The 13,611-nt window shown below is 51.3% G+C and carries 13 protein-coding genes; 8 read left to right on the top strand and 5 right to left on the bottom strand.

All coding sequences use genetic code 11. From position 1 onward, the window contains the following. Positions 1-102: 102 nt before the first annotated feature. A complete protein-coding gene (locus ACEVG1_RS12990; protein ID WP_374744124.1) occupies positions 103-1,539 on the top strand; it encodes an APC family permease in 1,437 nt (478 codons plus the stop codon). A gap of 6 nt (positions 1,540-1,545) precedes the next feature. On the opposite strand, the gene ACEVG1_RS12985 is transcribed toward ACEVG1_RS12990, so the two are convergent. Beyond that, positions 1,546-4,035: a DPP IV N-terminal domain-containing protein gene (locus ACEVG1_RS12985; RefSeq protein ID WP_374744123.1), complete on the bottom strand. Its 2,490-nt coding sequence runs from the start codon at positions 4,033-4,035 to the stop codon at positions 1,546-1,548. A gap of 353 nt (positions 4,036-4,388) precedes the next feature. Here ACEVG1_RS12985 and ACEVG1_RS12980 point away from each other — a divergent pair, with 353 nt between their 5' ends. From ACEVG1_RS12980 to ACEVG1_RS12970, 3 genes are read left to right on the top strand one after another with little or no spacing between them, the layout of a single operon-like run. Further along, positions 4,389-4,799: an Rrf2 family transcriptional regulator gene (locus tag ACEVG1_RS12980; RefSeq protein WP_374744121.1), complete on the top strand. Its 411-nt coding sequence runs from the start codon at positions 4,389-4,391 to the stop codon at positions 4,797-4,799. Between the two features lie 49 nt (positions 4,800-4,848). Then, complete coding sequence (locus ACEVG1_RS12975) at positions 4,849-5,697, top strand: SDR family oxidoreductase (protein WP_374744120.1); 849 nt, start codon at positions 4,849-4,851, stop codon at positions 5,695-5,697. Beyond that, positions 5,697-6,101, top strand: coding sequence for a DoxX family protein (locus tag ACEVG1_RS12970; protein ID WP_374744119.1), 405 nt, complete (start codon positions 5,697-5,699; stop codon positions 6,099-6,101). The genes ACEVG1_RS12975 and ACEVG1_RS12970 overlap by 1 nt, the downstream gene beginning before the upstream one ends. A 1-nt stretch (position 6,102) precedes the next feature. On the opposite strand, the gene ACEVG1_RS12965 is transcribed toward ACEVG1_RS12970, so the two are convergent. The 4 genes from ACEVG1_RS12965 to ACEVG1_RS12950 form a co-directional block, all read right to left on the bottom strand. Then, positions 6,103-6,630 carry a hypothetical protein gene (locus ACEVG1_RS12965; protein ID WP_374744118.1) on the bottom strand — a complete coding sequence of 176 codons (528 nt, stop codon included), beginning with the start codon at positions 6,628-6,630 and terminating at the stop codon, positions 6,103-6,105. Positions 6,631-7,220: 590 nt separating this feature from the next. Then, the gene (locus ACEVG1_RS12960) at positions 7,221-7,748 is read right to left on the bottom strand and encodes a cyclopropane-fatty-acyl-phospholipid synthase family protein (RefSeq protein WP_374744117.1); all 528 of its coding nucleotides are present in this window, start codon (positions 7,746-7,748) and stop codon (positions 7,221-7,223) included. Between the two features lie 166 nt (positions 7,749-7,914). Beyond that, positions 7,915-9,240, bottom strand: a complete 1,326-nt coding sequence (locus tag ACEVG1_RS12955; RefSeq protein ID WP_374744116.1) for an APC family permease — start codon at positions 9,238-9,240, stop codon at positions 7,915-7,917. Between the two features lie 83 nt (positions 9,241-9,323). Beyond that, entirely contained in the window at positions 9,324-10,721 is a 1,398-nt protein-coding gene (locus tag ACEVG1_RS12950; protein WP_374744114.1) for an ATP-dependent RecD-like DNA helicase, read from the bottom strand. Between the two features lie 108 nt (positions 10,722-10,829). Between ACEVG1_RS12950 and ACEVG1_RS12945 the strand changes: the two genes are divergently transcribed. The 4 genes from ACEVG1_RS12945 to ACEVG1_RS12930 all read left to right on the top strand — a co-directional run bounded on the left by ACEVG1_RS12945 (position 10,830) and on the right by ACEVG1_RS12930 (position 13,563). Continuing rightward, positions 10,830-11,633: a DUF3822 family protein gene (locus ACEVG1_RS12945; RefSeq protein WP_374744113.1), complete on the top strand. Its 804-nt coding sequence runs from the start codon at positions 10,830-10,832 to the stop codon at positions 11,631-11,633. Further along, on the top strand, positions 11,624-12,175 hold the full coding sequence (locus tag ACEVG1_RS12940; RefSeq protein ID WP_374744111.1) for an RsmD family RNA methyltransferase: 552 nt from the start codon (positions 11,624-11,626) through the stop codon (positions 12,173-12,175). The genes ACEVG1_RS12945 and ACEVG1_RS12940 overlap by 10 nt, the downstream gene beginning before the upstream one ends. Further along, the gene (locus ACEVG1_RS12935) at positions 12,162-12,704 is read left to right on the top strand and encodes an NUDIX domain-containing protein (RefSeq protein ID WP_374744110.1); all 543 of its coding nucleotides are present in this window, start codon (positions 12,162-12,164) and stop codon (positions 12,702-12,704) included. Before ACEVG1_RS12940 ends, ACEVG1_RS12935 begins: the two co-directional genes overlap by 14 nt. 67 nt (positions 12,705-12,771) lie before the next feature. Continuing rightward, positions 12,772-13,563 carry a Cof-type HAD-IIB family hydrolase gene (locus tag ACEVG1_RS12930; RefSeq protein WP_374744108.1) on the top strand — a complete coding sequence of 264 codons (792 nt, stop codon included), beginning with the start codon at positions 12,772-12,774 and terminating at the stop codon, positions 13,561-13,563. Positions 13,564-13,611 lie beyond the last annotated feature (48 nt).

The following is a 13,611-nucleotide window of genomic DNA, read 5'->3' as shown; positions in this document are numbered from 1 at the left end:
CCAAAAATAAGATGCTTATCCCAATAAACAAATTTATTTGCATGTTTTCATATTATTTACCTACTTTCGGCGCTACTAATCGTATATTTTAAGGATAACCTAATGCACACAAATACAGAACAACACGATGACATGAAGCGCGAGCTGGGTTTGCTCGATGCGACCATGCTGGTAGCCGGGTCGATGATCGGCTCGGGGATTTTCATTGTCAGTTCCGATATCGTGCGGAATGTAGGTAGTGCGGGCTGGCTTATTTTCATTTGGATACTAACCGGCGTAATTACGGTTATCGCAGCCTTAAGTTATGGTGAGCTGTCAGCCATGTTCCCTAAGGCAGGCGGGCAGTATGTTTATTTACGCGAGGCATATAACCGGCTGGTCGCTTTCTTATACGGCTGGTCGTTGTTTATGGTTATCCAGGCGGGTACCATTGCCGCGGTAGGGGTGGCATTTGCAAAATTTGCTGCGTATATATTTCCCGCGCTGAGCGATGAAAATGTACTGTGGAATCTGGGAGTGGTTAACATCAATGCCGCCCAGTTGGTATCCATCGGTACCATCGTCATCCTTACGTGGGTTAACGCGCGGGGCGTAAAGAACGGTAAGATCATTCAGACGGTTTTTACTATCGTCAAAATCCTGTCGCTGGGCGGACTGATTGTGATGGGACTCTTTGGCGCGTTCAATACCGAGGTTTGGAGCACTAATTGGGCTACAGCATGGGAGGCTGTGCGGTGGGACGTGAATGGTGGTACCGCCGTATCAATCGGTGGTGCGGCATTATTCGCCGGTATTGTTTCCGCCATGGTGGGCTCGCTCTTCTCGAGCGATGCATGGAATAACGTTACCTTCATAGCAGGGGAGATACGTAATCCCCGCAAGAACATTGGACTGAGCCTTTTCCTAGGAACAATGATCGTTACCATCGTATATGTTTCGGCAAATCTCATGTACTTGGCTACGCTTTCGATGGAAAGCATCGCACATGCGCCGGCAGACCGTGTAGCCGTGGTGGCAGCGCAGGCCATTTTCGGTCAGGTGGGCACGCTGGTCATTGCAGTGATGATCATGGTTTCCACTTTCGGATGCAACAACGGCTTGATACTGGCAGGTGCTCGGGTATACTACACCATGTCGCAAGATGGGCTGTTCTTCAAAAAAGCCGGCGAATTGAATCGATTCGAAGTGCCCGGCTGGGGGCTTTGGGCACAGTGCATTTGGACATCGGTACTGTGCCTCACAGGCCGGTACGGCGATTTGCTCAACTATGTTATATTCGTGGTATTGATTTTTTATGCGCTTACGATCATCGGCATATTTATACTGCGGCGCAAGCGCCCAACCGCCGAGCGGCCCTACAGAGCAGTTGGCTATCCCGTGTTGCCGGCGTTGTACGTACTCGCGGCGTTTACTATATGCGTAGGCCTACTGATTTACCAACCAACGTTTACTTGGCCGGGGTTGATCATCGTGCTGTTAGGTATCCCCGTCTTTTTCTTATGGAATAAGCAAGGGGCTTCTAAAATAAGCAGTAAGTAAGGGGGGTTACCGCTTACGCGGTATCTCCCTGTTGATTTCGGTCATGTCTACCTCGTCGCTGTAGTCGCCAAGCAGGTGTTTGCAGAAATAGTCGCCCATTTTCCAGAAAAAATACTCCGTCATGTCGCCAAACCCGTGGCGTTGGCCGGGCAGCAGCAGGAAATCGAACCGCTTGTTGGCTTTGATGAGTGCTTCCGCCATGCGGATGGTGTTGGCAGGGTGCACATTGTTGTCAATGTCGCCCGTGGCTAGCAGCAGATGACCCTTGAGGTTACGCGCCAGTTCGGTGTTCTTCTCGATGGCATAAGAGAAGGTGGTATCACCTTTGGCGGATACCTTTTCGGCAACGCCGTGGTGCCGTTCGCTCCACCATCGGTTGTAGATATTGTTTTCATGGTTGCCCGCACCCGATACGGCTACCTTGAAGAAATCCGGATACACCAACATGGCCGCAGTAGACATGAAGCCGCCACCGGAATGCCCGGTAATGCCGATACGATTGATGTCGACGAATGGGTAGCGGTCGGCCAGTTGTTCGGCGGCCGCTTTCTTGTCGGCCAAACCGTAGTCGCGTAAGTTGCCATACCCGTAGGTATGGTACCATTTCGACCTTGCGGGATGGCCCCCGCGGTTGCCAACGGTCACCACGATGAATCCGAATTGTGCCAACCGGTCGATGCGGTCCATGCTGCGTCCGAAGGCTTTGTTTACGGCTTCGGTCTGCGGACCGGGATATACGTACTCGATAAGGGGATACGTTTTGGTAGAGTCGAAGTCAAACGGTTTGTACATGACGCCATACAAATCGGTAATACCGTCGTCAGCCTTTACACGGAACGGCTCGGGGAATTGGTAACCAGCGGCAAACAGCTGCGATAGGTCGGCTGTTTCCAATTGCATGATTAGCTGCCCTGAACTATTGTGCAACGCCGATTCGGGAACGGTGTTTACGCGCGACGCGTTGTTCACGAAGAACTGTTCCTTGTCGTCCATTTCCGACTGATGGTCGAAGTCGCCCGGGTTGAGCAGTTTCATGCCGGTGCCGTCCAGGTTTATCCGGTAGAGGTGTTGGTAATAAGGATCTTCGTTTTCCTCGCGGCCATTCGCCTGGAAGTAGAGGGTGCGTGTTTTTTCATCCAATCCGGCAATGTCCGAGCAATAAAACTCGCCCGATGTAACCTGGTTTTTCAGGTTGCCGTTGCCATCGTAAAGGTAATAATGACCCCAACCATCGCGTTCAGACCAAAACAGAAACTCCCCTCCTTCATTGATCAGCGCCGGTTGCTGGATGTCGAGATACGTGTTAGCACGTTCTTCGACAAGCGTATTCACCTTGCCGTTGATGTCTACCGTAAGGAGGTCGATGCGTTTGAGGTCGCGGCTGCTGCGTGCCATAAAAAAAAGTTCGTTGGTGCCCAGCCAGGTGTCTATGCGGATGTCGCCGGGTTGTACATTACGCGGCGACGGTGCTGTCCAGATGGAAAGCGTCTGGTTTTTGAAAGCGGCCACCGGGATTCGGCGCGGCTCTTTGGTGGCGAAATCAAAGAGATGGAGTTCCTGCTCCGTACTGTCGGTTTCGCCAGGCATCTGGTACTTATAGGTTTCCAGTGTGGGGCGCTTACCACCTACGTTGTTGATGACCCACAGCGCATGGAGGTGCCGGTTATCTTTTCGGACAACCACAAAGTGGTTGCCATCGGGCGACCAGAGGATACGGGCCCGTTTGCGTTTGTCTTTTTCTTCCTCGTCCTCCTTATCATCGCCCGTGGTGATGGTACGGTCGTCACCACCCCAGGCAAAATGCTGTATGCCATCGGTAGTGAACTGGTGTTCCACGATGGTGCTGTCTTTCTCATCTTTTTGGGCTTTCCTGTAGTTTTCACGGTCCATCCAATACAGGTTATAATTTTTGGCGAAAATCACCGTGTTGGTATCGGGCGAAAAAGAGGCCCATGAAAGATGGGGCTTGGGTTTGAGTGAGTCTGCAAGTTCAATCGTTTGGCGCGTTTGCAGGTTGTACTCGATATAAAATACCTTTTTCTTCAGTGAATCTGCCTTGTTCTTGTTTTTTTTGCGTTCCTCCTCATTTTTGAGTGTGTCTTTTGTGCTGTTGACCTCAAAGCGGATGCGTTGCTCGTCGTCGGTGAATCGCAGGTTGCGGATATCGATATGCTGTGCATCGAGGGGATCTTTTACGATCCGTGTAAGCTGGGCCGCCATATAAGCGTTGTCAAAAAGCACCTCTTTATGGCGTGCGTGGGGATCCACTATGTACCAATTTTTGCCCTCGGAGGTTTCGTATGTATACCAAAACCGATCCGAATTTTTGAGCCATTGTGGATTGACTGATGTGGAAAAAATAAGACGTTTTAATTTCTCAGGTGAAAAGCGGGCTGCCAATTGATAATTTGCCCGTGGATTCCCATCGTTTTCCTGTGCGAATACAGGATTGAATAACGCAAATACGAGGAATACCAGTATATGATTTTTTTGCATGATGGCTTAATGGTGTATGTTGGGATTATCTTGCCATGCAAAAGAACGGTTTTTGATTGAAATTGCCGGATGGCTGATTGTAATATTCGCGTGATGTTGGGAGGACCGGGGGTGAAATTGCGATAGTCTACCGGCGACTTTTTAGGTTAAGGTCGATATCAATTTGTTGGACCGGATGTGCGGGATCACAAGTGCGCCGATTGATGCCAGTGTATGTATAATTTTATTATCAACGGCAAAATCCCGACTATTTGATAGAATAGGGTATATGCCAAAGGCAATGAACAAAGCTATTGATTTAATTGAAACAAAAATTATTACAATTGAAAAAAATCATTATCTTTGTTGCCAATATGAACAACACAAGGTTTGCAACGGTTATACATATCCTGACCCTTTTGGCCAAGAGCCCGGGCGAATGGTTAAGTTCCGACTGGATTGCAGGCAGTATCCAAATCAATCCGGTTATCGTTCGAAAGGAGTTGGGTGAATTGCAGGATCAGGGATGGGTGACCAGCCGAAAGGGAAAGGAAGGGGGGTACACGTTACTTATTCCGGGTAAAGACATCAACCTGGCGGCTATCTACAAGACCGTAAAAAAGACGGATGTACTGGGGAAGAAGAACCTCAATCCGAATCCTAAATGCCCTATTGGCAAGGATATGAATAAGGAACTGGAAGACCTGTTTGCGGAAATAGATGAAACCGTATTCGACGCGCTCCGGCATCGAACGTTGGAAAGTTTTGTAAAACAGTTCGGTTAAAAAAATTTGAACATTAATGTAATATGTTTTATTACAAATAAAAGTTAGTATGAAGATTGGAATTACTGGAGCTACCGGACAACTAGGTCGTTTGGTAGTGGAGAAATTAAGACAAAAGGTAAATGCGGAAGATCTGGTGGCGCTGGTGCGCTCACCGGAAAAAGCTGCTGATCTGGGAATCGAAGCACGTGAATTCGACTACGCAAAATCAGGAGCGTTAGCCGATGCGCTAAAAGATATCGATCATCTTTTGCTGATCTCGGGAAGCGAAGTCGGTCAGCGCAAAGTTCAACACGAAAATGTAATCAAGGCAGCCCGAGAGGCCGGTGTCAAGTGGATTGTTTACACCAGCTTGCTCCATGCCGACACCTCTTCGCTAAGCTTGGCCGCGGAGCATGTAGAAACCGAAGAACTGTTAAAGGCGTCGGGCATTCCACACACCATTCTAAGAAACGGATGGTATACAGAAAACTATACGGCTTCGGTACGGGGTGCCTTAGAGGCCGGTGCATTTATAGGAAGTGCGGGTGATGGCAAAATATCCTCGGCCGCACGTGAAGATTATGCCGAAGCTGCTGCGGTTGTATTGACAAGCGAAGGGCATCAAGGAAAAGCATACGAGTTGGCGGGCGACGTGGCTTATACGCTGAAGGATCTCGCAGCGGAGATTTCCGGCCAGACCGGGAAAGACATTCCGTATAACAACTTATCCGCAGAGGAATATGCAGGTGTATTGACATCCTTGGGTTTGCCTGACGGGCTTGCTCAGGCCATTGCCGGTTGGGATATCGGGGCTTCAAAAGATGACCTGTTCGATGATGGCAAAGTGCTCTCAAAATTGATTGGTCGTCCCACCACGACGTTGGGTGATACCGTTAAGAAGGCACTGGAGGCATAATGGAACAACGTAATTTAAACATCGGTTTATTGGTTTTCAGATTGAATATGGGCTTTTTCATGCTGTTTCATGGCATTTACAAGCTGGTTAACGGAGTGGACGGTATTAAGGGGATGTTATCTGAAATGGGGCTTCCCACCTTTCTGGCTTATGGTGTGCATTTGGGGGAAACCTTAGCGCCAATTCTGTTAATCATTGGCTTTAGAACCAAACTGGCCGCATTACTATTTACCGGTGTCATGGTGGTGGCTTTTGTGATGGCGCATACCGAAAATATTTTGTCTTTGGGAAAATCGGGTGCCTGGGCACATGAGCTGATCGCTTTGTTCTTGTTTGGGGGATTGGGGCTGATCTTCACCGGGGGAGGGAAATATTCCTTGTCCACTTCTCATAAATGGGACTAGTTTACAGTAGGGTTCCGGGCCTTTTGTAGTAGACATAGATTAATGCCGCCGATGCGCTGCGCGCAAATACCAACTTCCCGGATATAGTGCCCCGGCCTTTGCCTGTTTCGAGCCGGTGGCACTCGACTATATCCGCCAAGCAGGCCATCTCGGCCAATGGTCGCGCCGGCGGGTAGCGGAAGGAAGAGAAGGACGAAGCCGGCAAGGCATTGCTTAAATCGCTGCGCGCAGTGGCCAACTGCATCAACAATTTCACGGAAGTGTGTTTCCTGCGGCTGAGATCGGCGCCTTTCTCGCTGATAGCGCCTGCTTTTTCGCCGGCACGGGTCCAAGATATGCCGGACTGGGTCCGAGATATGCCGGACTGGGTCCAAGATATGCCGGCACGGGTCCGAGATATGCCGGACTGGGTCCAAGATATGCCGGACTGGGTCCAAGATAACGTCGGCATGGGTGCATATTGCGCCGGCATGTATGCAAGCCGTGCCTGCACGGGCCCGGGCTGCACGGTACGATGCCCATGTTGCACCGGACGGGATTACGTTTGTATCGACATGGATTCCTGCCGCACCGGCCTTGGTTTGGGATACGCCGGACCGGGCATAGGGCAAGGTGTACCGGGTTCGGCCGGGCGCTTCATGAAGCCGGTTGCGGCCCACAAGGGATGGTGTGCAGCACCCCCCATCCCTGTGTGAATCCACATGGGTCCGGTGCGACGCGTATACAACCCGTGTGCGTTACACCCGGAGCCACGTTGGTAACCGTTTAATCCTTGTTGATTCCACCCGAACCCAGGGTGGTTCCACCCGGATCCCTCCTGCGTTCGCCCCAACCCGGGCGCGTTAGCCATGAATCCGGTGTGCTTTCACATGGGTCGGGATCCGTTTCACCTGGGCCTGGTCGGGTTTCACCCGCGTTCGGGCGGCGTAAGGGTGGTGCCGTGTAGCGTTGTCCCCGGTTCGGTGCCGTGTGCCCGCGATCCGTTGCGGCATATCCAGAACCCGGTGCCGCGCTTACTCATCGGCGCAGCTTGCGGCAACAACGACTGATAGACCCCTTCCTGCCAATGTCAAAATGGCCGCGTTTGCTGTTACAGGCCCGAAGGTTAAATAGTGCCAGTTATCGGATGGTCCACAAATAGATGGTATCGTGGGTTCCTACCCGTACCGTTTTCTCGGGCTCCCAATCGTCCATGTCGAAATCGTGCGATACAATGCGGCTTCCCGGCTTCAGTTCTTTTTGGAGCTTGGGTCTCAACTGCAGGTTCACCGATGGCAGCAGGTACATCGTTACCACGTTGGCCTCGCTGAAATCAAATTCAAACAGGTCGCCCAGTACAAACTTCACCTTGTCGGCAACGCCGGCCGCCGCCGCGTTGGCATTGGCCTCTTTGATGCGTTCGGGATTGAGGTCGACCCCAACGCCGGTGGCACCGAACTTTTCTGCAGCCGTGATGACGATCCGGCCATCGCCGCATCCCAGGTCGTAAACAACGTCTCCCGGTTTCACGCCGGCCAGCTTCAGCATTTCTTCGACTGTTTTCTGGTCGGTAGGCACATAAGGTACATCCAATTGGGTTTTTTGGGCATATGCACCCGAGCATACGCCAACAAATAGGGCAATCAGCCAATTTTTCATCGTGCTCATCGTCTTCGTTTTTTTGTGTTATTTCATTGATTTATAAATAGCGTATCCATACCTGCCTACGTGGCGGACCACAGGGTAAACACCCGACGGTTGGCATTGTTTCGTTAAGCTATGTATCATATTGGTCACATTTAATAGCCTGCTAAAAAAGCGTGATTCCATCACCTCATCGGATGACATAGAAAAATAACGTGCCCAATAACAGTACGGCAACGCCCACCAACGCCCCAACGCCGGTATATGCCAAACTCGAGTATAATAAATAGGCGCATGACCCACAGAAAATAATCGGCGTAACCGGATACAGCGGTACCCGAAAGGGGCGTGGTATCTGTTGTTTTTTCTTACGCAACACCATTAATGAAACCCCGATGGCCAGAAAGAAGAACCAGAATACGGGTGCCGTAAAGTCTACCATCGATTGAAAGCCATCGCGCGTCATTGCACCCAGCCCGATCAGCGCCAACGAAACGATTCCCTGCGTTAGCAGCGCGGGGATTGGCGACGATGTTTTATGGTTCCATTTCCCCAGCCAAGAGAAGGTTTTGAAGTCGCGGCCAAGCGCATAATTCGTCCGAGCGCCGGTAAAGATGGTCGCATTTACCGACGTGAGGGCTGCCAAGGCTGCGAGTACGCCTACAAGGAAGACACCGGGTTCACCGAGTGTGACCCGCATCAGGTCTATCCCTACGGCGGTTGAAGCAGCCATACGATCCATACCCAATACGTAGATGAAGGCGCTGTTTATCAATAGATATATTCCAGTGATTACCAGTATACTGATGATAAGTACCTGAACCATCTTGCGGCTGCCGGCCCGCAATTCGGCAGATATGTATCCGGCCTCGTTCCAGCCACCAAAGGTGAGCAGAACGAATACCATGGCTAGGCCCAGCGCAGTTGACGGGCTATCCGTAACCGGCAAAGCTGCCAACGCCATAGGAGAGGGGCGTATGAGAAACCCTACGGTAATGATAAGCAGTAGGCCGACGAATTGGATGGCCAGCAAGACTTTCTGGGTGCCGGTACCGAATGTGATACCCAGTATATTCACCACGGTAAGGGTAATCACCACCAAGCCGGCGTATATTGCTGGCGCATAGGGGCCAAGATAATAGAGAGGCGAGAGGTAATCGCCCACAATGTAGGCGAGCAACGCAATCGACCCGGTTTGGATAACGCTCACCCGGGCCCAAGCGAATAAGAAAGCAAACCGTCTTCCGAAAGCTTGCATGAGGAAGTGATAGTCGCCGCCGGTATTCGGGAAAGCGGTAGTGAGTTCAGCGTAGCATAAGGCACCGATTAACGAAACCAAGCCGCCAAGTAGCCAGGTTGCGAGGAAGAGTTCCCAGCCTCCGGTATAGGCGGCCACCAAAGAAGGCGTACGGAAAATACCAGCTCCAACAACGATACCGACAATGATAACCATGGCATCCACCATGCGGAGCACTGGCTTCGGGCTGTTTTCGCCAGCCCCACTTCCTCCTTTCATACAACGCTTGTTACGATTGGTGTACAGTGTTAGTACAAAAAGAAGTGGGGTTTGTTTAGCGTGGATTGTAATTTTTTACTGGATTAACCAAAAAACTTTTCATGGAAGTTGACCAGAAACAGTTCGTCGGTAGCCCGGGTGCAGGCGGTATAAAGCCAACGCAGGAATTCGACGTCTAGCAGGTCGTCAGTGAGATAACCCTGGTCTACAAATACGGCCTGCCATTGCCCACCTTGCGCCTTGTGGCAGGTTACGGCCATGGCAAATTTGATTTGCAGTGCGTTATAGTAGGGATCTGCCTTTAGGGCAGCCAGGCGTTCTTTTTTATCCCCGATGTCGGCATAGTCGGCCATGATTGCTTCAAAAAGCCGCTGCTGGTCGCTCTGTGGCAGGTTTGCCGAATCGCTATGGAGCGTGTCGAGCATCACTCGGCAGTCGACCGGCTCGGTTTCGTCAGCCTCCATAAATTCCAAGCTCACATCCGCAAACCGAAAGCCATGCTGCTCGTGCACATTGCGTACCCGCCGCACTTGTGCCATATCGCCGTTGGCAATGAAACCGGCCCGGTCCGATTCGGTGGCAAGCCAAAAGTAATTGTTGCGGACCACCATGATGTAGTCGCCCCCGGTTAGCTCTTCTTCGCGGAAGAGGATCCGGTTACGGATATGCTGGTTATACAGGTTAGCGTTCTTATTGGACCGGCAAATTACCAGCGTGTTTTCCATACCGTACTTTTCATACGCATAGTGCAACCCCTCGATCAGGTGTTCCCCGGTCATCCGGTAAATATCGGAGTAGCCTTTTACCGTAAACCGCGGGAAGGGCAGAGGTTTGTCATCGGTTTGGCCAACAGCGGTTTGGATTTGCCGGCGTATGGCTGTCGCATTGTACAGTATGCCGGAGTCTTTTTCCTGCCGCACTACGTCAGTGAGTTCATAAACCCTTGTATGGAGGCCAAAGCGTTGCCCTAATCCCTGCGCATCCAATGCAGGGCTTTGCAGCAGTCCTACAGGTGGGAGCTGGGCGGTGTCGCCTACAAAAAGCAATCTGCAGCGTTCGCCATTGGCGACGTACTGGATGAGGTCTTCCAGGACGCTCCGCCCATTGAAGGTATGGCGGTCGTTGGAAATCATCGATGCCTCATCTACAATGAATAAGGTGTCCGTATGCGGGTTGTCGGCCAGGCTGAATGCCATATCCAGCGACAGGGCTACTTTCTTGCGGTAGATTTTCTTATGTACGGTGAAAGCCTTTTTCTTCGCGTAGTTTCCCATTACCTTTGCAGCGCGTCCGGTAGGGGCCAAAAGCACCGCGCGCATACGCAAAGCGGGTAGCGTGGCTACCAGCGCACTGATGAGGGTCGTTTTGCCGGTTCCTGCATAACCTTTAAGTACAAAGCAACCAGGTGTGCCCGTGCTATGATCAACCAGGAAATCCGCAAGCCGCTGCAATGCCTCATCTTGCTGCCCTGTGGGATGCATCGGGAAATGGCTGGAGATTAATTCGACTAACTGCACGGCCAAAGGTATCCAAAAGTTTGCTCAAAATGATTTATCTAAGTAAGTTTGTCGCGGCGCAAATAAATCAGCATGATATATACAACGACTAATTTCGACGGGCAGGAAGCAACAGACGACACGCTGTTGATTGGCGTGGGGCCGGCCAGCCATCGATTGGTTGTTGTGAGTAAGACACGCCAATTGAAATTTGCGGCCAGCTATGACCCCGCAAATGTGGAACCAGCAGTTACGGCGCTTCTCAATCGTGATTTCGGATCCGTGAAACTGGCCGTTACCGATTGCCGATACTCCTTCATTCCTGCGGACGTGTACGACGAACGGCAGCACGACGCGTATCTTCGGCATCTTCCTTTTGACGGGGTGGGGGGTGCGGATGTTGCCGATGTGGCGCCCTTAGGCATCAAAGTATTGTATCAGACCAACCGGATGGGATTGGAAACCTTTGTCGCCCGGTTCCCCCATGCCGTCAGCTGCCCGCAGGTACAAGCATTGCTCGGTGCCGTGGCCGATCTTGGCCTGCATGCCGGCGCACCGTTACTGGTTATTGAGCAGCAGGCTCAGTGGATGACGATCAGCGTATTTAATGATGGCAAATTTCTGTATTGCCACGATTTTGAATCCCATAATGAAGATGACTTCAGCTATCACTTATTGGCGGTCTTAAACCGATTCGGGTTGGCCGACCGAAAACCCAGCATCCAGTTGGCAGGTGATACAGACCTTGGCGATGCCTGTTACAACCGGGCGGCAACCTACGGCGGAGAGGTGGTGCTGGCTGATAGCAGTTCGCTGACAGGCATCCAGATACCCGGTGATATGGTACCGCACCAGCACCGGTTTCTCTCACTTTTCGGTTTGTATCTATGCGAATAATAGGGGGCAGCCACGCCGGACTACGGCTCCAGCCACCAACCAGCCTGCCCGTGAGGCCGACAACGGACATGGCAAAGGAAGCATTATTCAATGTGTTGCAGCATCGCATCGATTTTGTGGGAATGCAGGTGCTCGACCTATGCGCCGGCACCGGAAATGTAAGTTTGGAGATGGCTTCCCGCGGGGCTGCCCGCATAATGGCCGTAGACATTCACTTCAAGTGCATACAATACATCCAAGCAACTGCGAAGAAGTTGGGGCTTGAAGCCGTGAAGGGTGTTCGGGCGGATGTGTTGAAATTCATCGCCTCGTGCAAGGACCGATTCGATTTTATTTTCGTGGACCCACCGTACGAATTGCCGCAGCTGCCCGATATTCCCCGCCGAATATTCGATGGGGGACTGCTCAAGCCGGGCGGATGGTTGGTTTTGGAACATGCCACGACGCGTAAGATACCCACGCATGCGTATTTGGTGGAAACACGGAAATACGGATACTCGTCATTTTCTTTTTATCATTGCGAGCAGAATGGAAGCCAATAACTGGAAAACAGTACGTAGGGAAACCACCTACGAGAACCCGTGGATATGTGTGGAACACCGGGATGTGATCACACCTGCCGGTGCACCAGGTATCTATGGCGTTGTACAGTTCAAGAACAAAGCCATTGGTATTGTTCCGGTAGATGACGAGGGTTTCGTTTACTTGGTGGGTCAATATCGATATCCGCTAGAGGAATACTCGTGGGAGATACCCGAAGGCGGCGGACCGTTGGGAGAAGATAGTTTATCGACGGCCCGGCGCGAGCTGAAAGAGGAAACGGGTTTAACGGCCGAAAGTTGGCAGCAGATAGGCCGTATCCATACATCCAATTCCGTCACCGACGAAGAAGGATTCATTTTCCTGGCACAGGGACTCCGCCAAGGAGAGGCCCAGCCGGAAGAAACAGAGGAACTTTCGTTGAAGAAGATACCGCTGGCCGAAGCGGTGGCCATGGTGATGCGCTCGGAGATCACCGATTCGATTTCCTGTTGCGGCATATTGATGGCAGCGAGGATACTGGGCTGTTAAATAACCGAGAGGTAGAACATGCGTCCTTTGCATTGCAAACGTTGAAAGGAATGCCGACCTTTGAAGCATGTTAAAACCCAATATCAAAGCCGTCTTTTTCGATATCGACGGTACCCTCCTCGGACTGAGAAGCAAGGCCATTCCCGACTCTACGATAGAAGCCTTGGCTTTATTGAAAGCGAAGGGCGTGCGGATCCTTGTTTCGACAGGTAGGTCTTACGAACATGCTAAATTCCTGGCTTCCTATGGGTTCGATGGATTTATCACCTTTAATGGAAGCTATTGCGTAGATGGGGAAGGACAGCCGTTTTTCCGACATACGATCGATGTAGGCGACATCCGGATATTGCACGACCACCTGAATACCATAGAAAACTTTCCCGTGGGGGTGATGACTACGGAGGGCTCGTTCATCAGTGACATCACGGACGACGTGACCGCGACGTTCAGGTTACTGAAACTGGATGTGCCGCATGCGAAACCGTTTGCCAATGCATTGGAAACCGAAGTGCTGCAGCTGAACTTATTCGTCGATGAAAACAAAGAATCGCACCTGATAAACAATGTATTGAAAAACTGCGAATCAAGTCGTTGGTGCCCCGAATTCATCGACGTCAACGCTCGTGGAATCAGTAAACAGATCGGTATGGAACAGTTTTTTAGCCGATATAAATTGATTCCTGAACAGACGATGGCTTTCGGCGATGGTGGGAATGATATCCAAATGCTACGTACTGCTGGCATCGGCGTAGCGATGGCCAATGCAGGCGACCCCGTGAAAGCGGCGGCAGACCATGTGACGGACACAACCGAAGAGGATGGTATCTGGAATGCGCTCAAGCGGTATGGAGTTATCTAGGAGGTAGCTTGCATCATCCTTGTTAAATACTGCACTAATTTTATATGT

It is taken from the genome of Parapedobacter sp. 2B3, from assembly GCF_041925275.1.
GTDB classification, from domain to species: domain Bacteria; phylum Bacteroidota; class Bacteroidia; order Sphingobacteriales; family Sphingobacteriaceae; genus Parapedobacter; species Parapedobacter pyrenivorans_A.
Note: the sequence above shows the minus strand (reverse complement) of the source record. Positions and strands in the feature narration are given on the sequence as shown.

What these genes read in the sequence shown, in the direction of transcription:
- ACEVG1_RS12935 (WP_374744110.1), top strand. Translation starts at nt 12,162, where the DNA reads ATGGAAGCCAATAACTGGAAAACAGTACGTAGGGAAACCACCTACGAG.
- ACEVG1_RS12950 (WP_374744114.1), bottom strand. Translation starts at nt 10,721, where the DNA reads ATGCATCCCACAGGGCAGCAAGATGAGGCATTGCAGCGGCTTGCGGAT.
- ACEVG1_RS12970 (WP_374744119.1), top strand. Translation starts at nt 5,697, where the DNA reads ATGGAACAACGTAATTTAAACATCGGTTTATTGGTTTTCAGATTGAAT.
- ACEVG1_RS12940 (WP_374744111.1), top strand. Translation starts at nt 11,624, where the DNA reads ATGCGAATAATAGGGGGCAGCCACGCCGGACTACGGCTCCAGCCACCA.
- ACEVG1_RS12985 (WP_374744123.1), bottom strand. Translation starts at nt 4,035, where the DNA reads ATGCAAAAAAATCATATACTGGTATTCCTCGTATTTGCGTTATTCAAT.
- ACEVG1_RS12990 (WP_374744124.1), top strand. Translation starts at nt 103, where the DNA reads ATGCACACAAATACAGAACAACACGATGACATGAAGCGCGAGCTGGGT.
- ACEVG1_RS12960 (WP_374744117.1), bottom strand. Translation starts at nt 7,748, where the DNA reads ATGAGCACGATGAAAAATTGGCTGATTGCCCTATTTGTTGGCGTATGC.
- ACEVG1_RS12955 (WP_374744116.1), bottom strand. Translation starts at nt 9,240, where the DNA reads ATGAAAGGAGGAAGTGGGGCTGGCGAAAACAGCCCGAAGCCAGTGCTC.
- ACEVG1_RS12975 (WP_374744120.1), top strand. Translation starts at nt 4,849, where the DNA reads ATGAAGATTGGAATTACTGGAGCTACCGGACAACTAGGTCGTTTGGTA.
- ACEVG1_RS12930 (WP_374744108.1), top strand. Translation starts at nt 12,772, where the DNA reads ATGTTAAAACCCAATATCAAAGCCGTCTTTTTCGATATCGACGGTACC.
- ACEVG1_RS12945 (WP_374744113.1), top strand. Translation starts at nt 10,830, where the DNA reads ATGATATATACAACGACTAATTTCGACGGGCAGGAAGCAACAGACGAC.
- ACEVG1_RS12980 (WP_374744121.1), top strand. Translation starts at nt 4,389, where the DNA reads ATGAACAACACAAGGTTTGCAACGGTTATACATATCCTGACCCTTTTG.